This window comes from Solibacillus sp. FSL K6-1781, assembly GCF_038630735.1.
Taxonomy (GTDB): Bacteria; Bacillota; Bacilli; order Bacillales_A; family Planococcaceae; genus Solibacillus; species Solibacillus silvestris.
In genome coordinates, this window is sequence record NZ_CP152038.1 from 1,450,403 (window position 1) to 1,475,749 (window position 25,347).

Annotated in this window: 22 protein-coding genes; 14 read left to right on the plus strand and 8 right to left on the minus strand. The window is 37.3% G+C overall.

Features of this window, described 5'->3' with window-relative positions; all coding sequences use genetic code 11:
• Positions 1 to 174 precede the first annotated feature (174 nt).
• From MHH37_RS07125 to MHH37_RS07135, 3 genes are all read left to right on the plus strand, one after another.
• Positions 175 to 2,076 (plus strand): ATP-dependent DNA helicase, encoded by a 1,902-nt coding sequence (locus MHH37_RS07125; RefSeq protein ID WP_342575585.1) that lies wholly within the window; start codon positions 175 to 177, stop codon positions 2,074 to 2,076.
• Between the two features lie 240 nt (positions 2,077 to 2,316).
• Positions 2,317 to 2,814, plus strand: a complete 498-nt coding sequence (locus MHH37_RS07130; protein WP_342575587.1) for an RNA polymerase sigma factor — start codon at positions 2,317 to 2,319, stop codon at positions 2,812 to 2,814.
• Complete coding sequence (locus MHH37_RS07135) at positions 2,807 to 3,718, plus strand: hypothetical protein (RefSeq protein WP_342575588.1); 912 nt, start codon at positions 2,807 to 2,809, stop codon at positions 3,716 to 3,718. Before MHH37_RS07130 ends, MHH37_RS07135 begins: the two co-directional genes overlap by 8 nt.
• A gap of 39 nt (positions 3,719 to 3,757) precedes the next feature.
• On the opposite strand, the gene MHH37_RS07140 is transcribed toward MHH37_RS07135, so the two are convergent.
• The 3 genes from MHH37_RS07140 to MHH37_RS07150 all read right to left on the minus strand — a co-directional run bounded on the left by MHH37_RS07140 (position 3,758) and on the right by MHH37_RS07150 (position 6,046).
• A complete protein-coding gene (locus MHH37_RS07140; protein ID WP_342575591.1) occupies positions 3,758 to 4,219 on the minus strand; it encodes a chemotaxis protein CheX in 462 nt (153 codons plus the stop codon).
• 312 nt (positions 4,220 to 4,531) lie between these two features.
• On the minus strand, positions 4,532 to 4,984 hold the full coding sequence (locus tag MHH37_RS07145; protein WP_008404837.1) for an NUDIX hydrolase: 453 nt from the start codon (positions 4,982 to 4,984) through the stop codon (positions 4,532 to 4,534).
• Between the two features lie 72 nt (positions 4,985 to 5,056).
• Positions 5,057 to 6,046, minus strand: a complete 990-nt coding sequence (locus MHH37_RS07150; protein WP_342575594.1) for a S66 peptidase family protein — start codon at positions 6,044 to 6,046, stop codon at positions 5,057 to 5,059.
• A gap of 145 nt (positions 6,047 to 6,191) precedes the next feature.
• Between MHH37_RS07150 and glsA the strand changes: the two genes are divergently transcribed.
• Positions 6,192 to 7,112 (plus strand): glutaminase A, encoded by a 921-nt coding sequence (gene glsA, locus MHH37_RS07155; protein WP_342575595.1) that lies wholly within the window; start codon positions 6,192 to 6,194, stop codon positions 7,110 to 7,112.
• A gap of 52 nt (positions 7,113 to 7,164) precedes the next feature.
• Here the strand turns inward: glsA and abc-f are convergent, their stop codons facing one another.
• Positions 7,165 to 8,625: an ABC-F type ribosomal protection protein gene (abc-f, locus tag MHH37_RS07160; RefSeq protein WP_342575597.1), complete on the minus strand. Its 1,461-nt coding sequence runs from the start codon at positions 8,623 to 8,625 to the stop codon at positions 7,165 to 7,167.
• Between the two features lie 476 nt (positions 8,626 to 9,101).
• Between abc-f and MHH37_RS07165 the strand changes: the two genes are divergently transcribed.
• From MHH37_RS07165 to MHH37_RS07180, 4 genes are all read left to right on the plus strand, one after another.
• Complete coding sequence (locus tag MHH37_RS07165; protein WP_342575600.1) at positions 9,102 to 9,839, plus strand: DUF2087 domain-containing protein; 738 nt, start codon at positions 9,102 to 9,104, stop codon at positions 9,837 to 9,839.
• A gap of 11 nt (positions 9,840 to 9,850) precedes the next feature.
• Positions 9,851 to 10,198 carry a DUF6176 family protein gene (locus MHH37_RS07170; RefSeq protein WP_342575603.1) on the plus strand — a complete coding sequence of 116 codons (348 nt, stop codon included), beginning with the start codon at positions 9,851 to 9,853 and terminating at the stop codon, positions 10,196 to 10,198.
• A gap of 222 nt (positions 10,199 to 10,420) precedes the next feature.
• Positions 10,421 to 11,470, plus strand: coding sequence for a YeeE/YedE family protein (locus tag MHH37_RS07175; RefSeq protein ID WP_342575605.1), 1,050 nt, complete (start codon positions 10,421 to 10,423; stop codon positions 11,468 to 11,470).
• Positions 11,471 to 11,483: 13 nt separating this feature from the next.
• A complete protein-coding gene (locus tag MHH37_RS07180; protein WP_008404823.1) occupies positions 11,484 to 11,708 on the plus strand; it encodes a sulfurtransferase TusA family protein in 225 nt (74 codons plus the stop codon).
• A gap of 463 nt (positions 11,709 to 12,171) precedes the next feature.
• Here the strand turns inward: MHH37_RS07180 and MHH37_RS07185 are convergent, their stop codons facing one another.
• Positions 12,172 to 13,086 (minus strand): LysR family transcriptional regulator, encoded by a 915-nt coding sequence (locus MHH37_RS07185; protein WP_342575609.1) that lies wholly within the window; start codon positions 13,084 to 13,086, stop codon positions 12,172 to 12,174.
• Between the two features lie 189 nt (positions 13,087 to 13,275).
• On the opposite strand from MHH37_RS07185, the gene MHH37_RS07190 reads away from it, so the two are divergent.
• Positions 13,276 to 15,195: a penicillin-binding transpeptidase domain-containing protein gene (locus MHH37_RS07190; RefSeq protein WP_342575611.1), complete on the plus strand. Its 1,920-nt coding sequence runs from the start codon at positions 13,276 to 13,278 to the stop codon at positions 15,193 to 15,195.
• 70 nt (positions 15,196 to 15,265) lie between these two features.
• Here MHH37_RS07190 and MHH37_RS07195 read toward each other — a convergent pair whose 3' ends face one another.
• Positions 15,266 to 15,991 (minus strand): metal-binding protein ZinT, encoded by a 726-nt coding sequence (locus tag MHH37_RS07195; RefSeq protein WP_342575613.1) that lies wholly within the window; start codon positions 15,989 to 15,991, stop codon positions 15,266 to 15,268.
• Between the two features lie 95 nt (positions 15,992 to 16,086).
• A complete protein-coding gene (locus tag MHH37_RS07200) occupies positions 16,087 to 17,097 on the minus strand; it encodes a DUF2332 domain-containing protein (RefSeq protein WP_342575615.1) in 1,011 nt (336 codons plus the stop codon).
• Positions 17,098 to 17,208: 111 nt separating this feature from the next.
• Between MHH37_RS07200 and MHH37_RS07205 the strand changes: the two genes are divergently transcribed.
• Positions 17,209 to 18,093, plus strand: a complete 885-nt coding sequence (locus MHH37_RS07205) for a LysR family transcriptional regulator (protein ID WP_342575616.1) — start codon at positions 17,209 to 17,211, stop codon at positions 18,091 to 18,093.
• 52 nt (positions 18,094 to 18,145) lie between these two features.
• Here the strand turns inward: MHH37_RS07205 and MHH37_RS07210 are convergent, their stop codons facing one another.
• Entirely contained in the window at positions 18,146 to 18,607 is a 462-nt protein-coding gene (locus MHH37_RS07210; RefSeq protein WP_342575618.1) for a DUF2691 family protein, read from the minus strand.
• A gap of 334 nt (positions 18,608 to 18,941) precedes the next feature.
• Here MHH37_RS07210 and MHH37_RS07215 point away from each other — a divergent pair, with 334 nt between their 5' ends.
• The 4 genes from MHH37_RS07215 to MHH37_RS07230 all read left to right on the plus strand — a co-directional run bounded on the left by MHH37_RS07215 (position 18,942) and on the right by MHH37_RS07230 (position 25,330).
• A complete protein-coding gene (locus MHH37_RS07215) occupies positions 18,942 to 22,553 on the plus strand; it encodes a dynamin family protein (protein ID WP_342575619.1) in 3,612 nt (1,203 codons plus the stop codon).
• 14 nt (positions 22,554 to 22,567) lie between these two features.
• Positions 22,568 to 23,368, plus strand: coding sequence for a sulfurtransferase (locus MHH37_RS07220; protein ID WP_342575621.1), 801 nt, complete (start codon positions 22,568 to 22,570; stop codon positions 23,366 to 23,368).
• Positions 23,369 to 23,511: 143 nt separating this feature from the next.
• Positions 23,512 to 24,318, plus strand: coding sequence for an MBL fold metallo-hydrolase (locus MHH37_RS07225; RefSeq protein WP_342575622.1), 807 nt, complete (start codon positions 23,512 to 23,514; stop codon positions 24,316 to 24,318).
• A 391-nt stretch (positions 24,319 to 24,709) separates the two neighbouring features.
• Positions 24,710 to 25,330 (plus strand): DUF47 family protein, encoded by a 621-nt coding sequence (locus tag MHH37_RS07230; RefSeq protein ID WP_008404805.1) that lies wholly within the window; start codon positions 24,710 to 24,712, stop codon positions 25,328 to 25,330.
• Positions 25,331 to 25,347 lie beyond the last annotated feature (17 nt).

Genomic DNA, 25,347 nt, shown 5'->3' on the forward strand with positions numbered 1-25,347 from the left:
GTGTCCGAAAAGACATTTCGGAGAACGCTCTTTTTGTTGCATATTATTAGTCTTTTTTATGTAAATCGTTGTATAATGATGAGTACGGAATTTTTTAATATAAATTGTAAAATGTTAGTATTTGCGGGAGAAATTGTAGATTTCTTCCGCCTCATATTGAGGGGGAACATCCATTTGAGAAAATCTTTACCTTTTGAACTTTCAAGAGAAAAAACTTTCTTTGATTCGTTAGGTGATTGGCTCGGTGACGTATTATATGATGAGCTACCAGAACGAGGATTTGAATGCCGTGACGAACAAATATTCATGGCCTACCAAATAGAGCAAGCTTTAAAAGAAAAGAATGTATTATTTGCGGAAGCTGGTGTAGGAACAGGAAAAACAATTGCCTACTTATTACCGGCCGTATCATATGCGCGTTATACAGGAAAACCGGCATTAATTGCCTGTGCTGATGAAACTTTAATCGACCAGCTCGTAAAAGAGGGCGGCGATATTCATAAACTTCGTGATGTATTAGGACTTGATATCGATGTCCGTCTTGCAAAATCACGTGACCAATATTTATGTTTAAAGCGTTTTGAAGAAGCGGAAAAAACGGAAACGGAAGATTGGATTGATGATATTGCGTTTTCAATTCCGGATGGTGTGTATGCACAAGGCAGCATGATTGCGGTGCAGCCATACGGGGAGCGCTCGGATTATCCGTTAGTGACAGATGAAGACTGGGAGAAAGTAAACTACAATTCAATCATGCAATGTGCGGTTTGTGATTTACGTAATCGATGCGGTCAAACATTGCATCGTGCCCATTACCGTAAATCGACGGACCTTATTATTTGCTCGCAGGATTTCTTAATGGAACATTTGGCGACTAAGGAATCACGTGAGCGTGAAGGACAATTGCCGTTATTACCGGAAGTTTCAATGATGGTGCTTGATGAAGGACATTTACTTGAATATGCAGCTCAAAAGGCATTAACGTATAAAGTTCAGGCTTATACGATTGTCGAGTTATTGGAACGATTAATGGTAGATGGTGTCCGTGAGCGTACTTTATATGCGATGGAACATTTACAAGATCACCATGAACTGTTTTTTGACCAGTTGCGTGAAGATGTCATTAAGTCAGAAGAAGAACGTAAACGTATTGTGAAATCAGAGCGATTGATCCAGTTGGGCGAACAGGTTATTGCAAATGTCGACCAATTGCTGGAAGAATTCGTTTTTGAATCGGAACTCTATATGATTCCTGAATATGAGCTGAATATGGCAGAAGAATTTTTAGAGCATTATGTTGCGGCAATTCGTATTTTTGTTGCACAAGGTGATGCTGTTGATTGGCTGGAGGACACGGATGGCGAAGAGACGCTCGTCATTATGCCGCGCCTAATTACCGATGTCCTTTCCGAAACATTATTCTCGAAAAAAATGCCAATCGTGTTCTCATCGGCAACACTATCGGTGAATAAGGACTTCAGCTATATCGCATCAAGCTTAGGCATCGTACAATACCAAAGCTTCAGTGTCCCATCACCGTTTGATTACGAAGAAGTAATGAAAATTTATTTACATGAACTTTCTCAATCTGAAAAAACTGCAAAAGTAGAGCAGCTTTTAAAAGATGATAAACAAACGTTAATTCTATTTAAATCAAAACAGGCAATGAATCACTTTAAATCAAATGTAGGTTTAATGGAGCGATTGAATATCGCATTTGAAGGCGACCGTGAGCTTTCCGCAATCGTCCGTGAGTTCCAAAACGGTGAAGTGAAAACATTATGTTCCTATCATTTATGGGAAGGCTTGGATTTACCGGAAGAAGCGTTAACGCGTGTTATTATTTTCGACTTGCCATTCCCGCCGCATGATCCATTGTTTGATGCAAAACGTTCATTTGCACAAAATCCTTTTGAAGAAGTGGAGTTACCATTCATGCAGCTTCGACTTCAACAAGGAATGGGCCGTTTAATTCGTACATCGAATGACCATGGTGACATTCATATTTTATTAAATAATGAAGAAGTAAAAGTGAAACCAAACTTTGTAGACATTTTGGCAGTAGAGCCACAATAGTATTACTTAACCCGTTCGTTTATTCGAACGGGTTTTTTGTTTGTTTAGTGGTTTTGAAGTTTCTTATAAGAGGGATTGGAATGCTAATATTCTGTAAAGATTTCTAAAAAGTTTGCGCTGTCTAAATTTATAAATTTCATGTCTGTTTTTCATCTAAAATAGGAAATTGGGTTTCTGTTAAAATAAAGTGAGTCAAACTGAAAATTGAACCGTCTATATGATTAAGGAGGTGGGAGCGAATTGCCGATTGAACGTATGTATGTCACATATAGTGAAAGTATTTATCAGTTTATTTATTTTTTAGTTGGCGATGATGAGCTGTCAAAAGATTTAACACAGGAAACCTTTCTAAAAGCGATAAACAGCCAATCTCGATTTCGTGGTCAATCAAGCGAAAAAACATGGCTATCAAAAATTGCGCGCAATCTCGTGTATGACCATTTTCGCCGAAAAAGACTACTAAAGTTTATCCCATTTCTAAATGAGCATGAGCAAATTGATTATACATATTCACCCGAACAGTGGCTGCAAGTAAAAAATGAACAATATGAACTTTATGAAGCATTAGGAAAGCTACCTCACCATTATCGTGAAGCAATCGTATTACGTAAAATTGAACAATTTTCGATTAAGGAAAGTGCTCAAATATTAGGATGGACGGAAGCCAAAGTAAAAAATGCGACAGATCGCGGGATGAAAAAAATGAATGAGCTGCTAGGAGGGGAGAGAGATGCTTGATTCAAAGCTGAAAACATTAGAAAGAAAAATCCTTGATGAAGAAACAAAGAAAAGCCAAATTTTAATTTTGAATAAGCGATGTAAAAATTACATGAAAAAGCAAAAGTTTTCGTATAGTGTAACACTTGTGCTATTTGCACTATTATTATTTGTATTTTCCCAAACAATTGGTGGGTCTTCAAAATCTATTCAGTCACAACAGCAACCAAACTTCGAGCTTGGGCAAGTTACGAAAGCTTACTACATATATAGTAAACGTCCTGACCGTATGTATAATTTAACTTCCCCCTTCTATAGCGATAAATTATCTACCACTGATCAGGCTATATTAAATGAATTTGAGCGATTATTTAAAAATAATGAAGTATCACCTTTTACCGGGGATTTAACAAACTATCAAGATTCAACACATTATTTATTTCAATTGGAAAATGGAGAAAGCGTATATTTAAAAGAAATTAATGACGGTGCGAACTCATTTTTTGTTATTCCGAATACAATGATGCAAATCAAATTACCGGAAGAAAATCATGAACAATTTGGGTCCTACTGGATGCATATATATATGGGGAAAAACGAATTTCCGCCTTGGAAAATCGGGACGTTGACAGTCTTATTATTAATACTCTTTTATGAATCCTATAAAATAAAAAAGAGCAACATGAAACAAAAAAATTCTTTGCTCATTAATTTAAGCTGTTTAGGACTTACATTTTTCTGTATCAATCAAATGATTGATTGGCTTGGTGTAAATCATTTGCTGACGCTGTTAATTATAATTACTATTTTTCTGACCGCTGCTGAATATTTACACATTATCATAAAAAAACATGAGCCAAATTGGAATTTGTATATAAGAAAAATACTTATGGCAAATCTTATTCTGTTTGTGTTGTTTATTTAAAAAAACCTATCCACTATTTTGAGTGGATAGGCCTCTAAATTACTCTTCCTCATCATCGATTGTATAAAGGATAATGATCTCTCCAATACCTTCTATTGTTGCGGGTATTTTAAATGCTTGCTTAAAGCCATATAATTTCGTATGTCCAACCATCACGGTAGGTGGCGTAATATCAAGCTCCAAATCATGTTGGACCGTGTATGTACATAAATTACCGGCAATCATATTACCAAGTTCCCCTGTAAAAGATTCCAGCATAGCACCTTCCAAAGGCATTCCGAACATTGCAGAGCCGAGTGAACTAAATTTTTCCGGTGTACCATCAATGATAATGCGTCCTTTAATATCACCAACTAATCCTATTAGCACACCCATCTCAAGTTGTTCATACGGTTCATTTATGATGGAAGGAGATTTTACATCTATAATCATAGGTAATATAGTTTTTAGTGAATTTATTGTCCCGTTTAAAATGGTTTGAATATGCGTCGAATTACTCAATATTTATTTCTCCTTCCTAGACTTTTAATTCATATTAACATGAGGCTTCGGTATATGTATAGAACAAATTTAAAAGAGACTGTATTGACAGACAATTTCAGAGCATATATAATGAAAATGATAATTATTATCAGTAAATAGGGCGGTGTTTAAAATGTTGTATACTTTTATTGGGGCAACAGTAATCGTTTATGTAGCAATTGGAAACTATGTATTAAAAAATGTAGCGAATTAGAAAGTAAATATTGAAAATTATTCATCGCATTGTCACGTGGACAATGCGATTTTTATGTGGAAGCTAAATCATTTAGTTCAATTAATAGTTTCCAAATACTTTTGGATAACTATTTGATCGGGAGGGCTGATTTTTTCAGGCAGAGCACTGAAGGGGAAAAATTTTAAATCTATTGCTTCATCAGAATCAAAACGTAATGTACCGGAATAATCATCACAAATATATGTTGTTGCAACTATATATACTTCATCTCCATGTGGATATTGATAGTATAATTCTTTGCCGGAAAATATACCAAACTGTTGTAGACTATGTGCTGTAAGTCCAGTTTCCTCGTACATTTCTCGTATAGCGACTTCTTCCAATGTTTCACCTAATTCCATTGATCCACCTGCAAGTCCCCAGCATCCATTATCCTTACGAAGCTGCATTAGTAATTGCCTTTGTTCATTTAAAATAATCACGCAGGCACCCACCATAATAATAGGTGTAGTGCCAATTTTTTTGCGTAGATTCATTATATAGCTCATTGAAATTCTCCCACTTCCATTGGTTATTTTTACAATAAACGTTTCATACACAAAATAGGTTGCGTTAATTTACTAAAGCCAATGTTCAATACAGGTAATCGTTTGAGTGATTGTATCGAGACATATTTTTTTGCCGATTGCTAAAGGAAACATCGGATGGGTATGGGCACAGTCGACATCGGCAAGTATAGGAATTATTTTTCCATCCAACTGTTCCAATAACAGATCAAGCGGCTGTTTACCGGTTCCTTCATCATCAAAGAGCTCATGTTTCCCAAGGATTATACCTCCAACTTTGTCAAAGATCCCGTGCAGTTTCAACATGGCCAAATTCTTTTCTACAGTTGACGCACTCTTTAAAGAATCCTCAATCAATAAAATATCGCCGTTTTTAATAACAGGAAAATAAGGTGTCCCGATGAAGCCATACATTGTATTATTATTGCCGCCAATTAGTCGTCCTTCGACAACACCTTCATGAATGCTAATCCATTTATTTGAATAGAGTGTTTTTGGCTTCTCATAAGTTAGCCAGTTTATCATTTCATCTGACCAGACAGGTGACATTGGAATCGTATACGGAACGCTTGGTTGACAAAAATAGTGTTTGAAATAATTGTAAGTTTCATGGACAAGCGGCTCAAATTCGCCAAATGACGGGATGAGTGCAGGGCCATAATATGTAGGTATATTTGTTTTTGCGAAAAGGGCCAATAGAATTGCAGTAGTATCAGAGTATCCGATCACAATTTTCGGATTATTTTTAAACGCTTCGTAATCGATATAGGGGAGCAGGCTATTTGAATTTGTCCCACCGATTGAAGACATGATCATATTAATCGTAGGATCTCTTAGTAGTTGATTGAATTCTTCAGCTCGTTCTTTTGGCGTACCTGACCGATAACCATCTTGTTTACCTGTTAGATTTCCCTCTATAATATGAAATCCTTTTGCCTGTAAAAATTCTTTACCGCGATCGTAGCGTAATTTTGCGGTAGAGGTTGCCGGGACAGAAGATGAAAAAATACCGATTTTATCTCCTCGTTGCAATGGTTGAAACATACAATCACCTATCTTTGCTAATTTATAGTTTTCGGTATATGTTAAAATTATACAATATATTCGAATGGAAAAAAGGAAATAATAAATATAGCGTATATGATAGAAAATGGGGAGGTGAGCAGCTAGTTACAGCAACTAGTGTCCAATGAATAAATTACAAATGATTTATGAACAGGCAAAGCAAAGGACAGCTAATGGTCAGGTCGCATCTTATATACCGGCGCTTGCTGCAGCAAATGGTGATTTATTTGCTGTAAGTTTACTAAGTGCAGAACATGAAATCGAATTAGGGGATTGTACAGAAACTTTTACGCTTCAAAGTGTCGTGAAAGTAATCAGTTTTATGGTTGCTGCTAATTATCACGGTATAGAGGAAATCATGCACTATGTTGATGTGGAGCCGACAGGAGATTCATTTAATTCGATCGTCCGCTTGGAGAGCCATAATAATAAGCCATTCAATCCGATGATTAATGCAGGGGCAATAACAATTGCCTCGTTACTTCCAGGTGAGACAATGTTCGAAAAAGTGAAATCTGTGACGACTTTTTTAGAACAAATTATCGGAAAGAAAGTGCATATTAATAATGAAGTGTATTTTTCGGAATACCAGTCGGCTGATTATAACCGCGCAATCGCCTATATATTACAGGCGAACGGTTTTTTGAAATCCGATGTGGAAGAAGCGCTTCAAGTGTATTTACAGCTTTGCTCGATTTCAGTAGATGTATTAGATTTAGCGAAATTAGCATTTTATTTTGCGACGAATGGAAAAGAAAGTGAAGCTATTTGCAATAAGGGAGTCATTAATATTGCGAAAGCATTAATGATTACATGCGGAATGTACAATGCGTCCGGAAAATTTGCGGCATTCATTGGATTACCAGCCAAAAGCGGAGTATCCGGTGCAATTATTGCCGTTGTGCGTAATGGAGAAATTGAACAGCTGCAAGGGCCAATTGGAATCGGCATCTATGGACCCGCAATTGATCAAGTCGGCAATAGTGTGGCGGGCATCGAGTTTCTGATGCATCTGTCAAAGGAATATGATTTGTTTTGTTTATAGTACAAAAAGGAACATTCCATCATAATAGATGAAGGAATGTTCCTTTCTTAATTTAATGATAAGGGATGAGCTCAATAACTTTCGTTGCTGTATTTTTTACGAATGTTGCATCATGCTCCACGAATAATAAAGTCGGTTTAAAGTGAGCGATCATTTTCTCGATTTGTTGCTGGTTAAAGACGTCCAAATAGTTGAGCGGTTCGTCCCAAATATAAAATTCAGCTTCGAGTCCGAGCGACCTTGAAAATTCGACTTTCTTTTGCTGACCCATACTCATCTTTTCAATAGGCACCTGAAAAACATCACGGTTAAATCCGAAAATACGTAAATGGTTCAAAAATAAGGTGTAGTCGATTTCATGATCCGAAGCAAAATCCTTTAATATCCCCCGGTTATCCTCATAATTTTGGCGAATTATACTTGTGCTCAACCCTTGCGGCATCAGTATTTCACCATTAGCGGTACCGGAAAATGCTCCTTGTAAAAATTGAACAAGTGATGTTTTCCCGCTGCCGTTCGGTCCGACAATAGCAACTTGCTCTCCTTGGAATAGTTCAAAGGAAATAGGATAGAACAGCGGTTGGTCACTGTAACTTAACGTAAAGTTTTTCATTCGAAGCACAGGATTCCGATGCTTATATTGACAGTTAATCGTCAAATCGCTTACCGTCTCGATATTTTTTAACAGTTTTGTTTTATCTTCAATTTTCTCCTGTGTCCGTTTTTCAATCGCCTTTGCCCGTTTATTCATGCGCTTTGCAATGGCATTCCCAAATGGATCATTGCCAGAAGGTTTTTCGCGTTGCGCGGCCCAGTTCGATTTTTCCCGCGCAGTTTTTTGCAGGCGATTTATTTCAGCATTTAATGAGCGATTTTGCTCGAGTTCAAACTCATCCTGCAGCTTTTTTTCCTGTTCATAGATGGAGAAATTCCCTTTGTATAGGCTCAGCCGGCTTTTTTCAATCGCTAAAATATGCGTCACTACTTCATTAATAAAATGCCGGTCATGACTGACGACAATAAAGCCTTTTTTCTTTTTCAAATAGTTTGCCACAATGGATCGGCCTTTCGTATCCAGGTGATTCGTCGGTTCATCGAGCAGCAAAAAACGGTTTTCTCCACAAAAGACGGCCGCAAGCATTACTTTCGTTTGTTCACCGCCTGATAATTGCTCAAAGGGCGCCCATAACAACGATTGATCAAGCGACAAAAGCCGACATTCCCGCTCTAGCTTCCATAGCTCTACAGGCATCACTTCATCAATTGCGTAATACGTGCTAACTTTTGAATTACGAATGGCAAGGGGAAAATATTGAAATTCTTCGTCGCTCGTAACCGTTCCGCTGTAAGGTAATTTGTTTTGCAGTAACCGCAATAAAGTTGTTTTTCCACGACCATTGCGTCCTATTAGTCCGAGTTTCCAGAAATTATCGATCGTTATGTTAATGTTGTTAAATAATGGTTCATCCAGCAAGTCATAGCTGAACGATACGTTTTTCATTTCTATCGGCATATATGCATACCCCCAAATGTTGAATTGAAAGTATACGCATTCACAAAGATATCAATATATAAAAAATCCTTCTGAAAAAGTCAGAAGGATTAGTATTCATACGTAAATAAGCCTTTAAGTTCGCTAAAGGAAGTATAAATGGGCAGACTAATCCTATTTTATGTGAAAATGCGTATACATTTTACGTGTAAAATAGAATTATTTATCCATCAGCCATTCAACTTCCTTTCCAGTAAATTACTAGTAGTATGGCATAGATTGATTGGAAATTCAACCCTCTTTATTCCTGTAACAAATAACTCCAGAGTGCATTGACCTCCGAAAAACCTGTCTTGAAGTAAAGCCAATTTGCTTCAAGGATACAATAAATTCGATTTTTCCGCGAAGAAAATGATAAAGGTGGATTAGTTATATTTAATAAACAAAAAATAAAAACGTTTACAAATACAATAACATATATTATAAATGTTACAGAGGTGATATTTTTGGAAATTCAAAATATTTCAACAGAAGCACTTATAAAAGGATATGAAATGAAACAGGAACGATATCAATGTTTGTTTTGTGAAGAATCCTATCATTTGGATGAAGTTTTTCCTTATGACGAACGTTTTCTAACAGCGGAAGGCATGCTTAAAAAGCATATTGAGCGCGCACATATTTCACCATTTCACGCTTTGCTTGCTTTAGATAAAAAAGTAAGCGGGTTGTCAGATGTTCAAATTGAAATGATGCAGCATTTTTTCGAAGGTAAAACAGATCAGGAAATTGTAAATGATAGCAATGTTTCAAGTGTATCAACAGTTCGCCAGCATCGGTTTAAACTTCGCGAAAAGGAAAAACATTCGAAAATTTTTGTTGCACTTATGCAGTTAATGAAAAACCCTGAACATTATCAGATTCATAAAGGAGCGAGGCAAGTGGACGAACGTTACAGTATTGAACAAAAGGAACGTGAAAAAGTGCTGACTACCTATTTTAAAAACGGATTGGACGCCGGGATTGAAACAATTCCAAGTAAGGAAAAGAAAAAGCTTATTATCCTGCAACATATTTTAAAGCGTTTTGAAGAGGGTAAACACTACCATGAAAAAGAGGTAAATGAAATTTTAAAGACTGTTCATGATGATTTTGTATCGCTGCGCCGTCATCTAATTGAGTACGGCTTTATGGAGCGCAATGACGATGGTTCGGAGTATTGGGTGAAAAAATAGGGGGGCACGAGATGAAGGTGGAGTTGACACGATATCGTGTGAAAGAAGGGAAAACTTCCAAAGTTATGGAATGGCTTGATTTTTTAAACAATCATATGGAAGATGTACTCTTAACACTGGAGGGGGAAAAGATGTTTGTGGAAACAATTTTTCATGAACATTTGAATGGTGAAGAATATTTATACTGGTATTCTGTGCAAGGAAACGGTGGATTGGATGTAGAAGATTCCGCACATTGGATCGATAAAAAACACCTGGAATACTGGGATGAATGTATCGATGAAAGTTTTGGTTCGGTTGATTTAACAACAAAAGTTGTAATGATTCCTGAAAAAGTTCGGGCTAGTATGAACGATTAACGAAGCCGTTACTCATGATTTCAGGAAAAGGAACTTTATAATAGAAGTGATTGTTGTTGAATATCCTTTAATAAAAATCGTTCATTTTTGTCCTTTAAACAAGAAAACCGACTAAAACTATACGATTATCTTAATATCAATCAAAATACTTGTATTATAGTAGTATTATATTATATTATATCCCTATTGATAAACTTGGTTTTATAAATAGGAGGAATTATTTTGTTGCAAATGGCAATTACGGGTATCCTTTGTGGTGCTCTTTTAGGTTTTGTGATGCAACGTGGACGCTTCTGTTTAACAGGCGGTTTCAGGGATATGTACATCGCAAAAGATAATCGTATGTTTTATGCGTTACTAGTAGCCATTGCAGTTCAAGCGGTAGGTGTTTTCCTACTGATTGAGGCAGGGGCGTTTGAATATACAGCAGGCCAGTTCCCATTATGGGCAACGATTGCCGGTGCCTTTATTTTCGGTATTGGGATTATTTTAGCTGGTGGCTGTGCAACAGGTACTTGGTATCGTGCGGGTGAAGGCTTAATCGGAAGCTGGATCGCCTTAGCATTTTACATGTTAATGGCAGCTATTATGAAGTCAGGTCCATTAGCACAATTTACAGTTGAAGCACGTACACCGGTAGTAGGTACAGATTCAATTGCCGATACATTTGGCATTAATGTCTGGTTTTTAGTCATTCCGTTTGTTGCATTGGTAGCATTTATTGTTTACCGTGAATTGCGCAAACCACGTGTGAAAATTCCAGGCTTGAAACCAAAGAAAACGGGCTTGGCACATATTTTATTTGAAAAACGCTGGAATCCGTATGTGACAGCAATTTTAATCGGTTTGATCGCGACATTGGCATGGCCGTTAAGTGCCGCATCAGGACGTATTTTCGGTTTAGGGATTACAACACCTTCAGCGAACATTCTGCAATTTTTAGTAACTGGGGATTTAGACATCATTAACTGGGGTGTATTCCTTGTAATGGGTATTTTATTCGGTTCTTACTTCGCTGCTAAAATGAGCGGTGAATTCCGTTTACGTACACCAGATACAAAAACAGTTGTACGAAGCTCTGGCGGCGGTATTTTAATGGGATTCGGCGCAAGTCTTGCAGGCGGCTGTTCAATCGGGAACGGTCTTGTTATGACAGCTATGATGACTTGGTCAGGTTGGGTCGCTTTAGTATTCATGATTTTGGGGACATGGACAGCATCGTACTTCGTATTTGTGCGTCCATCAAAAAAACGTGCAGTAGCGCGTGCTTAAGGAGAGAATTAATATGAAAAAAACATTAGAAGTTTTAGGAATGGTTTGTCCGTTTCCGTTAATCGAAGCAAAAGAAGCAATTAAAGAGTTAAACACAGGCGATGAGCTGGAAGTACAATTCGACTGTACTCAAGGCACGGAATCAATTCCACGCTGGGCGGCAGAAGACGGTCATGAAGTGACAAACTACGAGCAGTTAGGCGAAGCTTCTTGGACAATTACAATTAAGAAAAAATAATTTTAAGACTGTGGGGCAGCATCTCGATTTTTGAGGTGCTGCTTTTTTTTATTCGGTTAGGGAGGAGCGGGGGATTAGTTGGCTTTGGTTTTTTATTAGAACAATAGGGATGTTTATTAGAAAAAGTCGGAGGGATATTAGAAAATCTACCATATGGATTAGAAAAAAGCGTGCCGACCACTATTTTTGACGGCGGGTGCGATAGAAAAGTACTTGGCATGGGATTTTATTAGAACAAAATAGCGGTTATTAGAAAAAGTTGGAGAGATTTTAGAAAATCCCAAGGTGATATTAGAACATTCCGACCACTTATTAGAAGAATCGGTTGATATATTAGAAAATCGGCATTTTATTAGAACAAATAAAAATATATTAGAAGATTTCCAAATATATTAGAAAACCGCCCAACTACAGCCGCCCCTCCGCTCTTAATAAAAGACAAAAGGGACTACCGAATAGCCCCTCATAATGAATTGGCGGAAAAAGATAACTGATAATTTGCCAGCGCAGGTTCCAATAAATCAAGAAATGCTTTAAAAGCAGGTGATTGCAGGCGCTCCTTTTGATAGATCAGCAATGTTTCTCTTTCCAGTAAAGGATGCTGAATGATATGAGCTTGCAGTTTATCCGACACGTGAAGGTCAAACAATGTTTTGGCTACAATCGTTCCACCAAGACCTTGCTCGACAAATTGAAAAATAGCGGGAATGCTCGATGTTTCAAACTTCGGCTCAATCGTTAACTTGTCCGATTTAGCCGCAGCATTTAAAATTCGCCGGCACAGGTGGGCATTTGGAAACAAAACAAGTGGTTCGTTTAGAATGTCACGCAATTGTACGGGTTCATGTTGTGCAGCGCTGTCTTTGCTTTCTACATAACAGAACTGTTCAGTGTATAAAGGGATTTCCACAAACTGCTCATCGTAGTTTTCAATCAGTGGTGAAAACGAAAAGCCGATATCGATTTTATTGTTCTTCAATAATGTATGAATATCTTCACCGGAAGTAACGGTTACTTGTATATGCGGAAATTTATGCATGAACTTTAATACTAAATCTGACACAATATTGGTCAATTCACCGGGCAATGCGCCAATACGAAGAATCCCTTTTTCAAGTGAAGCCAATTGCTGCATTTGCATTTTCGTCGTATGCAATGTTTGAAAGATTGTTTGTGCTTGGCGGTAAAGGATCTGACCAGCTTCCGTAAGGGTAATTTTCTTGCCGATCCGGTGAAACAATGGGGTATTTACTTCATTTTCGAGCACTTTAATTTGTTGACTTAAAGTTGGCTGTGCAATATTAAGCCGTTCAGCTGCTCTTGTGAATTGCATCTCTTCACATAACATTAAAAAATACTCTAACTGTCGTAATTCCATTAAGAACGCCTCGCTTTATTATAGTTATAAACTATCATATATATGTATTTTATAAGATATATCTATTGTAAATTATATATAGATAAATAGAAAGATGAGTATTTTAAATTTTTCTAAGTAACGGTTTCACTTATTGTTGCTTGAATAGAAATTCGCTTTTATTCATAACGTGAATATTGAGGTGATTTTTTGAAGTGGATTTCAACTATTTCTAAAAATAGATTGAGGTTAATCTTTGCGGCTTTTATACTTTTCGGCGTTATCGTTTTTATAAGACTGTTTTATGTGCAGGTTATTCAGCATGATAAACTAACAGAACTTGCAAAAACGAATTGGGATCGGGAAATTCCGTTTACTTCAGAACGGGGAGAAATTACGGACCGTAACGGTGAAGTTATTGTTACAAACGAATTGGCTCCAACATTGTATTTCATGCCAACACAGAATGATAATATCGAAGAAGCTGCCAATCAAATTGCAGATGTGCTTAATTTGGATGCAAAAAGATTATACGAAAAAATGAATTCTAAAAGTTACCTGGTCAAACTTGCACCAGAAGCGAAAAATATTTCATACGAACAGGCGGTTAAAATTCAGGAATTGAAAATTGACGGACTCTATAGTGGTGTAGATTATGACAGGAGTTATCCGTACGGTAACTTGTTATCCCGACTAGTCGGATTTACTGGATATGATTCACAAGGACTTGCAGGAATTGAATATCAATATGATAAACTATTAACTTCAAAAGATGCAGCGATCAAGTTATTTACGGATGCAAAAGGGAAGGCATTACCCCATGTGAATGATGAATGGCGGGAAGGGAAGCAAGGAGCAACGGTAGGTTTAACAATTGATTTAGAAGTTCAGAAAGTAATAGAACGGGAACTGTCACAAGCTATGACAAAATATAATGCGGAACAGGCACTAGCTATTGCGATGAATCCCAAAACTGGTGAAATTTTAGCACTTTCTTCATATCCTACATACGATCCATCAAAGTTTGAAGAAGTAGAATCATCCATTTACAATCGAAATTTGCCGGTATGGATGACTTATGAGCCAGGGTCAACTTTTAAGATTATAACATTGAGTGCCGCTGTTGAAGAAAATGTAGTGGATCTGGAAAAGGATACTTATTTTGATAAAGGTTACACAATGGTGGAAGGTGTGAGACTTCGCTGTTGGAAACGCGATGGTCATGGAGAGGAAACGTTTCTACAAGTCGTGGAAAATTCCTGTAATCCAGGATTTATCGAGCTTGGGCAACGAGTAGGTGCTGACAAGTTAATGAAGTACATCAAGAATTTTGGGTTCGGTAAAACAACAGGTTCTAATATTGCCGGAGAAGCGTCTGGTATTTTATTTTCTGAAGAGGCATTTGGACCAGTTGAACATGCCACCACTTCTTTTGGGCAAGGTATTTCGGTGACACCAATTCAACAAGTTCAAGCAGTTGCTGCTGCGGTAAATGGTGGAAAACTGTTTACACCGTATGTTGTTTCAAAAGTCTATAATCCGGAAAGTGGAGAAGTGGTTATCGAAAATAAACCGAATTTAAAACGTAATGTGGTCAGTGAGGAGACTTCCAAAATAGTAAGAGATGCGCTGGAATCTGTTGTAGCAAATGGGTCAGGGAGAGCTGCATACCGGGATGGACTTCGAATCGGAGGGAAGACGGGTACTGCTCAAAAAGTCGAAAATGGACGTTATAAAGATGGGGACTATATTGTATCATTTATTGGTTTCGCACCAGCAAATGATCCGGAAGTTGTCGTATATGTGGCGGTTGATAGTCCAAAAGGGGAATTGGTATTCGGCAGTACAATTGTAGCGCCGATTGTTGGACAGATTATTGAAGATATTGCACCTATTTTGGGAATAGAAAAAGATCGGGAAGGCCAATTAGAAAAGCAATATCGCTGGGGTGATGAAATTACAGAGCGCGTACCTGATTTAGTAGGTGTACCAGTTAATGAAATTATGGAGTTGGAATATCCTTATCAGATCGAAGTACATGGTGAAGGCGAGACAGTAAAAGCGCAGTTACCGGAGCCGGAAAGTGTATTAGAACTGGATGGCACTCTTCATCTTTATTTAGAAAAATAGAAAAATTTTAAAACAACCATTTCCTCAAAGGGCAAATGGTTGTTTTTGTGCTGATTTCTAATGAACTATATTAGTGGGCTATCATCTCGTGTGCAATCTCATGGCCATTCATATGTGAAGGGTAATAGGTTGGCCAATTTGTTACTTCCTTTAATAAGGCTTCACGGTCATCACCCCAGTAAATGTGGTAATGCCCCGATTTTTGAGGCGCAATAATATGGTCACTGAACTGAATATAAGCAGGTACTCCTTTTTCATCTCCCACATGTTTAAAAATAAACCGGACTCCGCGATTACCTTTTTCATACGTTAAAATTTCAAATCCATGATATTTGTATTCTCCTTTGTGGGCGTGACCGTGATCATAAAATGTAACAAAATTATCTTCTATTACAATACGGTCGGTAGTTGTTTTATAGCCTATTTCATAATAATTTTTAAACTCCTCAAAGCTTTCGCTGCCATCCTGGGAAGCCTTATGTTCAAATACTTCGTCTAATGTGCCATCCTGCAAATAAGGATAGACCGATTGCCAGTCACCGGCCCAATCGCTTAATGGACGATCTTGTACTTGTTCATCTTCGAAATAGCCGTTGTAAATTTCTTTTTGTTCCTCGTCGGATTCATGCTGATGTTCATGGTCATGCTCGTGTTCTTGTTGATTTTCATGTTCTTTTACAGCTTCTCCCTTTACTTCAATAGAAGCCGTATTCTCCTTTTCGTCGGAATTTTCTGCACAACCTACCAGCATGAAGCTAAATGCTAACATACTTAACCAATTTAATTTCCTTTTCATAACTTACCTCCTAAATAGTAACTGTTACGATTTATAATATTATATAGTTGACCCTTGCTTGTCAATGGTAATCGTAATGATTACTATTTAAGGTTTTAATTCCAGCTGAAAAACTTCCCATGCCCGTCTGTATCTTTTAGTGATTTGACGGTTTGAATTACACCACCGGCAATGTAATCCACATGTAAATCAGCATCATCCATATTGTTATAAATGTGATAAATGCTTTGAATATGGCTTAGTTGCTGCAGCATTGTCAGCAATTCCGTTTTTAATTTTGCGGGAAACTGATTTGCCACATGTGTGTGGAAAATAATAACCTGGCTACCTTTAAATTCATGAGTATCAAATAAAGGGGGAATAAGTTCTCTGAAATCACCAGTTAGTAAAAGCTTTGAATATTGCCGTTGAATCGCCCTTGCTTTCTCTAAATTTTCTTTCCGTATAATTTGTTCAGGCCAAATTAAACTTTTCAGCCATAAATGTTTTTCGGAATCTTGTAAATCTATAATATTTAAATCGATTCCAATGCGGTGTAAGATGTCCAAGTTTTTTACAGAAGTTATAGAAGTGCCGTAGTTTTTAGCAAAAAGAGTGAGAGGGCTATTTTCATTACCAAATGAGATCGGCGGTTCTTGTTCAATTTCATACCGATACCCGTCTAAATTAAGCAAAAGTCCTGCACTTGTACCGATTTCCAATAATGTTAACGGGAGTTTCGCTTCTTCGGCAATTTCAGAGAAAATCGGGAAAAGATAGCTGGCCCGCTGTACTTCATTTGTTTGAACGGATTTTGTATGAAACAACTGCAACAGTTCATCCGAATGTTGTAAACAGAAATCGATGAGTAATTGAAAGCTTGCTTCCAAATCCACTTCGAAAGGACTTTCGAATATTTGTTTCAAAGGGGTTTCTTTTTGTGCTGATAAATACTGCACAGACCCAAAAAATAAATTAGGCTTTGGCTGTGTCTCCGGAATATGCATAATGAGATTTAATAGTTGCTCATTTGTCATAATCCTTTTACACCAATATTCGTAAAGCGGACTATTGTTTTTTGCTTCATGGCTGGCGAAACGTCTGAAAGCGGCGACTAGTTTTTCCATTTGAAACACCTCATTTCGTGTATTACCTACAGTGTATAATAGACTTACAATTAACGGAATTAATGAATTTTAATGTAATTGATTAATAATCTTAATAAGAGGGTGATGAACATGGATATAAAGTGGCTAAAAACATTTATAGCAGTTGTCGAAGAAGGGAGCTTTCGAGCAGCAGCAGAAAGACTGTATATTTCTCAGCCAAGTATCACTGTACATATGAAGTTATTGGAGGAGCATTTACGGGTTCAATTGTTTCGCCGGGAACATACAAAGGTTAAGGTATCTGCAATTGGCGAAAAATATTATCCTATGGCCAAAAAACTTGTGGCTCAAATAGAAGCGAGTACAAAAGAAATTCACCTTGAATCACTAAATCCGACTTTTCCATTAATAATTTCAGTTTCACCCGCCTTACTGTATACGAATCTATTAAATCGAATCCATGATTTTATTGAATTACATCAACAATACATTGTAGAAATTGTAATGGAAGATCAGGTACAGTTAGAAAGTGCAATAAAAGGACAACAAATAGATGTAGCACTTGGTTTACACAAATTCATTTCTAAAGAATTTCATTCGGAGCGTATTGACCGTTCTCCATTAAGACTGGTATATTCTTCTAAATTACAGCTCGTGGAAAAGCAGTTGGATTTACAGCTTAAAGCGCTTTTTAATGAGCATCCGCTTTATATAGATTATTTAAATGAACATACCCCGGTAGTTGAATGGTTAAATAATGAATACGATATAAAGAAATTCAACAAAATAAAGGATGTTATTTTTGCTATAAAATTGATTAAGGAAGGTTTAGGTATCGGGCTATTGCCTGAAAGTTTAATTTCAGAGGAAATTGAGGCGGATTTATTAAGGGTAATGGATATAGGTCCGATCGGGACTATTTATCCGGTTGATATTTATATGAGCCACTTAAGAAATTCTATTAAAATTATTCCTTTAACGAGTTTTATACGAAATAGTTTAATAGATAATTGAGGAAAGGGGGGGGCATAGTGAAACAATAGAAATTATTGCTTCACATATTTATTTAAAATGAGGTCAATGTTGTACGAAGGTCATTCTCATCCGTAATGTACGCTATATTTTCGTATCTATTCTGAACCGCTTTTCTGTAAATCCGTTCAGTTACATGTTGATCTTTTACATAGATCGTTACATAGGCACTATCAACAATTAAAAGAACGATTTCACACTGGCAATTAAGGAACTCTTCATATGTAGCAATGTCCTGCACATGTAATTTATCTTTAAATGCTTTTAAGTCTGCAAATAGTACATAATAGTCTTTTACGGAAATTCGGTTATACAGTTCTTCACCGATATATGTATAAGGCTGCGGGAACATGGCTTCATCCAACTGATTATTTTCAATATAATATGCTTCTTCGGCTTCTGATTTCCAAAAGTAATCCCTTATGTCGATAGCTTCTAAAATTTCATATAAATATCGGCCATGCCGGTTCGGTATCTCAAAGGATAAACCTCTCATTGCTTCGTCATCTCCTACTTCTCAATTGTTTAAATAAGTCCCCCATTTGCTGCTCCAATCTTTTTATTTTCTCATTATACTGATATTATGTTGGGTAATGATGAGTTTTTGTGATTTTTAATAAAACGGACATGATGATGCGTTTAATTGAGTATAATAACCTGGTTATTCCGAAATAGCAATTCAATTAAGGAAAAGTCAATATTTAACGAAAATATGCAGAAAACAATAATTTTAAAAAAATACTAGCCGATTTTATTGACTGGGCATGGTACTATAGAAATGTGACGAATTTAAGGCAAAAAGATATAAATTGATATAAAGGGGTCGTAATATGACGATGTTTGACGAGAAAATTCAGGGATTGTTACAGCAATCGGCATTACAATACATAATTTATAAAGAAAATGAAGATACAGAACGAATTGAAAAGCTCCATCTGTTTGCACGAAAGCTTTTACAAAAGGAATTTGTCATCGGTTTTGCCGGTCACTTTTCCGCGGGTAAATCGAGTATGATCAATGCGCTGTCGGGGGAAAACATTTTAGCGACAAGCCCAATTCCGACAAGTGCGAACATTGTTAAAGTGCACAAATCGGATGAAGATTTTGCGATTCTTTATTTGCATAATGAAAAGCCGGTAAAGTTTGAAGCGGGCTATGATATTAAGCAAGTAAAAGAATTGAGCAAAAACGGCGAATTGGTATCACAAATTGAAATCGGACATAGTACTTCAAGCTTGCCTGAAGGGGTAACTGTTATGGATACTCCGGGTGTTGATTCAACGGACGATGCACATGCGATGAGTACGGAGTCTGCCTTGCATATTGCCGATATGGTGTTCTACACAATGGACTACAATCATGTGCAATCTGAGCTGAACTTCCAATTTACAAAACAGTTGATGAAATACAATCCGAATGTGTATTTAATCGTCAATCAAATTGACAAGCACCGTGAAGCGGAACTTTCGTTTGAAGATTTCAAGCAATCAGTTCATAACTCATTTGCGGCATGGGGTGTTTACCCGAAAAATATTTTCTTCACATCATTACGTGAAAAAGAGCTTCCGAACAATGATTTTGATCAAGTGAAAAAAATCGTTATGGATTCGATGAATGACTGGCAGGAACAGCTGATTTTAACAGCAGAAAATACACTGAAAAAGCTGCAGCACGAGCATGAAGCGTATTTGGAAGAGGAGAAGCAAGACCGCTTCACAACATATGCTGAACTCGTTTCTGAAGATGACTGGCAGCACCGTGATGATATTTTAGAGCAATATGAAAAACTGACGCGTCAAACAGAACTTTTCTCGTTTGATGTATTTGATATGCAGTTTGATGAAAAACGTAAAGACTTGCTTGCAAATGCTGCAATTATGCCGGCGGATGTCCGTGATAAACTGCGTGCCTATTTAGAAAGTCAACAAGATGACTTTAAAGTAGGCGGACTGTTTACTGCGAAAAAGAAAACAGCGGAAGAGAAAGCACGTCGTCAGGAAGATGCATATGCAGGCTTTAACCATGTTGTCCAATCACAAATTACAGGTCATATTAAAGCATTGATGAAGCAAGCGTTAAAAGATGTCGGTGCATTGAATGACGAACGGGCAGCAAGTATTGATAAGAAGGAATTTAATTTCCCGTTCTCGATTATTGAGGAACAAGTTCAAAAAAGCGCGGTTATTACAGGAGATGCGGTACTAAACTTTGCGAATCGAGTTTCTGAGGCGACAAAACGATACTTTGTCCAAACAACAGATGCATGGAAACTTGAACAAAAAGAAACATTGGAGCAAGTAGCGCGTGAAGCGGCAGCGCCTGTTAAACTGAAAATTAATGCAATGTCCGAAAAAGTGAATGCGCTTCAGCATATTATGCAAATCGAGAAATTCCAGGTGTTCAACAACACATTAATGAAACAAGTTTCCAATGAAATTCGCGCAGAATCCAAAATTTATTTGGAAAATTGGAAGCGTGAACATGAGCAGGCATTGAAAGATATTCGTCCCTTTGATGAATCGATGCTGCAGTTAAAAAATCAGGAAACAGAAATTGCTGCTGAACAAACAGAGGAAAAAGCGGGAACAGGATTAAATGTTGACACGGTAACGGAAAAAGCATTGAAAACAGCGCATATTATTAAAGATGTACAAGGCTTTAAAGAAGTATCGAGCTTCTTGACAAAAAAAGTGGAACGTCTGCAAAAACGTGACTTTACGATTGCCTTATTCGGTGCATTCAGTGCGGGTAAATCAAGCTTTTCGAATGCTTTGATGGGAGAGCGTGTATTACCTGTATCACCAAACCCGACGACAGCGGCAATAAATAAAATTCGTCCTGTCACACCGGAACATCCGCACGAAACAGCAGATGTTCATCTGAAAAATGAAGCACAACTACTTGAAGATATTCAAGGCTCATATGCAGCAATTGGCATCCAAGTATCATCTTTAAAAGAAGCGTATGATCGTGCAGAAGAAGGATTGGCTGTTCCATTAACAGATGAACGCCTGAATGTTCATAAATCCTTTATCCGTGCTTATTCGGAAGGTTATGAAACATTCATTACAAAACTTGGAACGACATTACGGGTTAATCGTCATGATTTTGAAAAATACGTGGCCCAGGAAAACCGTTCTTGTTTCGTAGACAATATTGATTTCTACTTTGATTCACCACTTACGCGTATGGGTGTAACGTTAGTAGATACACCAGGTGCAGACTCGATCAACGCACGCCATACAGGTGTAGCGTTCGATTACATTCGAAATGCCGATGCCATTCTTTTCATAACATACTACAACCATGCATTTGCAAAAGCGGACCGTGAGTTCTTGATCCAATTAGGTCGGGTTAAAGATGCGTTTGAACTGGATAAAATGTTCTTTATCGTGAATGCCATTGACTTAGCTTCGACAATGGAAGAAGAGGAAGAAGTAAAAGGCTATGTTCGTTCAGAACTTCAACGCTTCGGTATCCGTTTCCCGAGACTTTACGGAGTATCGAGTTTACTGGCGTTAAAAGAAAAGCAGGAGCAGTTCGAACATCAGTCGGGTATGGCACCATTTGAAGATGCATTCCACCACTTCCTAAATGACGAACTGATGGGTATTGCGGTTCAGGCATTACAGGAAGAAGTGGATAAAACAGAAGCACGCCTGAATGATTTAATTACACAAACAGAAGAAAACTTGAAACGTAAAGATGAACGACTTGAAGAATTGGCTCATTTGGAAAAGCTAGTACGTTCCAAATTCCAGACAACCCAAACAGCGATGATTGAAAGTGAGACAAAGCAAGAACTGGATGAACTGTTATATTACGTACTGCAACGTGTGTACTACCGCTATCCGGACTTCTACCGTGAAAGCTACAATCCGTCCACTTTTGCGCAAATGCAGGCACAGCAAGCATTGCAAACAGCATTAAAAGAAGTGCTGAAGGCGTTAAGCTTCGACTTCGCTCAGGAGTTGCGGGTAACGAATTTCCGTTTAGCACAATTTGTCGAGAAGAAAATGAAAGAACTGTTCAAAGAGGAATCGCGTGAATTAAAAGAACTAAACCCAAGCTTCGCGTTTTTAAGCTATGAATCAAAAGAACCTGAAATTTTGGATTTTACAGGTCCATTTTCAGATCCAGCACCATATGAAGGGGTAAAATCCCACTTTAAAAATGTAAAAGCATTCTTTGAAAAGAATGAAAAAGAGCAATTGCGTGATGCGTTGGAGCAACTAACAAAACCAAATGCGCAAAACTATCTAGATGTGGAAAAAGCTAAAATAATGGAGTGGGCAGCAAGCCATATCGCCATTGAAGCAGAAGGATTGCGCCAGCATATGCTTGAACAGGCAGTCGAGCAGATTGAGACAGAACGTTTATTACTTCAGGAAGAAAGTCGCTTAGCTGTTTGGAAGGATATTTACGCGCAACTACAAGCGTAAGGAGGATCTTTTTAATGACGAATATTTTTGTGACCGCAAATCGAATGGAAAGAACAGGTCGGTTGATCGATACAAGATTTGATATGAGCAATGTACAGTCAGGCAGAAAGATGTATGAAGAGGGCCATATTGAAGGGGCGGTATACTGGGATTTAAATACCGATCTGTCGGATTTATCGAAACAAGAAGGCCGACATCCGCTTCCTGAGAAGGAGCAGCTTCAGGCTTTGTTTGAAAAGCACGGTTTAAATTACAATGATGCCATCTATATTTACGATCAAGGGGCGGCAGCAAATGCAACACGCGCCTGGTGGATATTGCATTATGCAGGCTTCAAACATGCCTATGTCGTAAATGGCGGTTTTGAAGCACTGAAGGAAGCAGGATTCCCTGTAACGACAGAAGTACCTGTATTTAAGGAAAGTAAGCTTGATATACAGTGGAATGATGATATTTTATTAAAACGTCAGGATATTATGCATATTATTGAAGGCAAGCGAAAAGCGACATTAATTGATGCCCGCGCACCGGAGCGTTACCGTGGTGAAACAGAGCCGTTTGATAAAGTGGCAGGACATATCCCGACAGCAAAAAACTATGATTGGGAACAGTTGCGTAATGGCTCTGAATTGGTAATTACGTCTTCTCTCCTCAAGGAAGTTCCAAAAGATGAGGAAGTAGTTGTGTACTGCGGGTCAGGTGTTACTGCTACGCCGGTATATACAGTATTAAAGGAAGCAGGCTATCAAAATATAAAAATTTATATGGCAGGCTATAGTGATTGGGTACATCATCACTCTGTCGAAAAAAGTTGACACTGCTTAACAGGCCGTTATGTAAACAAGTTTTACATAACGGCTTTTTGTCGTACAAAAATTTAACAAAGAGTTGGGTCTAATTTCCAATATTTATGATAAAGTGGTATTGTAGAAAAATAACGGTCAAAGGAGTGAGAAATGTGTTATTTAAGAAAAAAATAGAGCTGAGCGAAAAGAACGGTGTGAAAATGATCAATGGATCTGTCCAGTTTCAAGCGGTTTATTTAAATGTACATTGTTTTGAAGTGGACGGTATCCTAATTGATACAGGTTCTGCATCGCTTCTTAAGCAGTTTAAGCCCTTTTTTGAACAGATGGACGTTGACCGGATTATGTTGACTCATTATCATGAAGATCACTCCGGAGGCGCTCATTTTTTACAAAAAGCATATAAATTGCCGATATTTATGCATCCGCTCAACATAGAAGAATGCGGGAAGAAGGCAAGCTATCCTTTATATCGTAAGCTTTTATGGGGGGCAAGGCTGCCGTTTCTTGCACAGCCTGTCGGAGATTCTTTTTCATCTAGAACGACGAATTGGAAAGTAATTGAAACTCCCGGACATACAGAAGACCATGTTGCCTATTTGAATGAATCAACAGGTCAACTCTTTACAGGTGATCTGTATGTGACACCGAAAACAAAAGTCGTCCTGCGTGAAGAAAGTATTCCTCAAATTATCCGATCGCTGGAGAAAGTATTAACGTATGATTTTCTTGAAGTGTATTGTAATCATGCGGGATATATCGAAAACGGAAGAGATGCTTTAATGCGAAAACTTCATTACTTAAAAGAGCTAAGTTATAAAATAGAAATGATGAACGAAGAAGGCTTGACCACTTCTGAAATTACAGCACAGCTTTTCAGTAAAAAGTATCCGATTACAAAACTGTCTTTAGGTGAATGGGACGCAGCTCATATCGTATCTTCTGTCCTAAACAAATAAGGAAATAGGATCATCGTCTAGTAAGTAGAAACTTACTAGGCTTTTTTTAATGAAAATTGAGGGTGAAAAAATAACTTTTATGAAACTTAAAATTTACATTAGCTTTACAATTAACATGACATAAAATTGGGTACTGAAGAATAAAAGTAAAATTTTATTAGCAATGCTGTCGAAAGTGCCGGAAAAAGGCACTATATTAATAAATTTCGGTTAGTTTCAGAATATTTCATTAAATATCGACTAAAATTAACCGGATATGTTAAAAAAGTTATGTTTCACAATTGTAAAGCTTTTGTAAATAACATAAATTAATGTTGAAGATATTGAAAAATCGGTGTTATGATAACCTAGGTTTTAATTTACAAACTTCATTTTAGGAGGATTTTATTCGATGTTCAACTCAAAAAAACCAGATCCATTTTTTGAAGGATTATTAAATATTGCAAAAAATGTACAACAAGGTGCCAACTATGCAAAAGAATCGACAATTACTACAGTATCAGAACTGAAACAAATTCAGATTAAAATGAAATCATATGAAACAGCGGGAGACAAGCTGATCCATGAATTAATCGTTAAATTAAACGATTCGTTTATGACACCTATTGAGCGTGAAGATATTTTATCATTAGCCATTAAATTGGATGATATTCTGGATGGCATCGAAAATACAATTGCCCACTTTGAAATGTACTCATTTACAGAAGTAAATCAGTATATGCGCGACTTCGTAGACTATATCGCTAAATCATCAGATGAAGCTGTAAAGGCGATGGAATTATTAAATAAAAAAGACTTAATCGGTATGCGTCAACATGCCATCCTGATAAAGGACTATGAGCGTGAATGTGATGAAATTTTCCGTAAATCCATTACTGAACTATTCCAGATTGAGAAAGATCCAATTCGCTTAATTATCTTTAAAGATTTATATGAGCAGTTAGAAGAAATTGCAGACTACTGCCAAAATGTAGCGAATACAATCGAATCAATTATTATGCGAAATGCATAATGAAAAAGGAGTAAATT

Coding starts and splice junctions, on each gene's coding strand:
- glsA (WP_342575595.1), top strand. CDS start 6,192: ATGAATAAATTACAAATGATTTATGAACAGGCAAAGCAAAGGACAGCT.
- MHH37_RS07220 (WP_342575621.1), top strand. CDS start 22,568: ATGACGAATATTTTTGTGACCGCAAATCGAATGGAAAGAACAGGTCGG.
- MHH37_RS07145 (WP_008404837.1), bottom strand. CDS start 4,984: ATGAGCTATATAATGAATCTACGCAAAAAAATTGGCACTACACCTATT.
- MHH37_RS07170 (WP_342575603.1), top strand. CDS start 9,851: ATGAAGGTGGAGTTGACACGATATCGTGTGAAAGAAGGGAAAACTTCC.
- MHH37_RS07185 (WP_342575609.1), bottom strand. CDS start 13,086: ATGGAATTACGACAGTTAGAGTATTTTTTAATGTTATGTGAAGAGATG.
- MHH37_RS07215 (WP_342575619.1), top strand. CDS start 18,942: ATGACGATGTTTGACGAGAAAATTCAGGGATTGTTACAGCAATCGGCA.
- MHH37_RS07200 (WP_342575615.1), bottom strand. CDS start 17,097: ATGGAAAAACTAGTCGCCGCTTTCAGACGTTTCGCCAGCCATGAAGCA.
- MHH37_RS07210 (WP_342575618.1), bottom strand. CDS start 18,607: ATGAGAGGTTTATCCTTTGAGATACCGAACCGGCATGGCCGATATTTA.
- MHH37_RS07205 (WP_342575616.1), top strand. CDS start 17,209: ATGGATATAAAGTGGCTAAAAACATTTATAGCAGTTGTCGAAGAAGGG.
- MHH37_RS07135 (WP_342575588.1), top strand. CDS start 2,807: ATGCTTGATTCAAAGCTGAAAACATTAGAAAGAAAAATCCTTGATGAA.
- MHH37_RS07230 (WP_008404805.1), top strand. CDS start 24,710: ATGTTCAACTCAAAAAAACCAGATCCATTTTTTGAAGGATTATTAAAT.
- abc-f (WP_342575597.1), bottom strand. CDS start 8,625: ATGCCGATAGAAATGAAAAACGTATCGTTCAGCTATGACTTGCTGGAT.
- MHH37_RS07150 (WP_342575594.1), bottom strand. CDS start 6,046: ATGTTTCAACCATTGCAACGAGGAGATAAAATCGGTATTTTTTCATCT.
- MHH37_RS07180 (WP_008404823.1), top strand. CDS start 11,484: ATGAAAAAAACATTAGAAGTTTTAGGAATGGTTTGTCCGTTTCCGTTA.
- MHH37_RS07195 (WP_342575613.1), bottom strand. CDS start 15,991: ATGAAAAGGAAATTAAATTGGTTAAGTATGTTAGCATTTAGCTTCATG.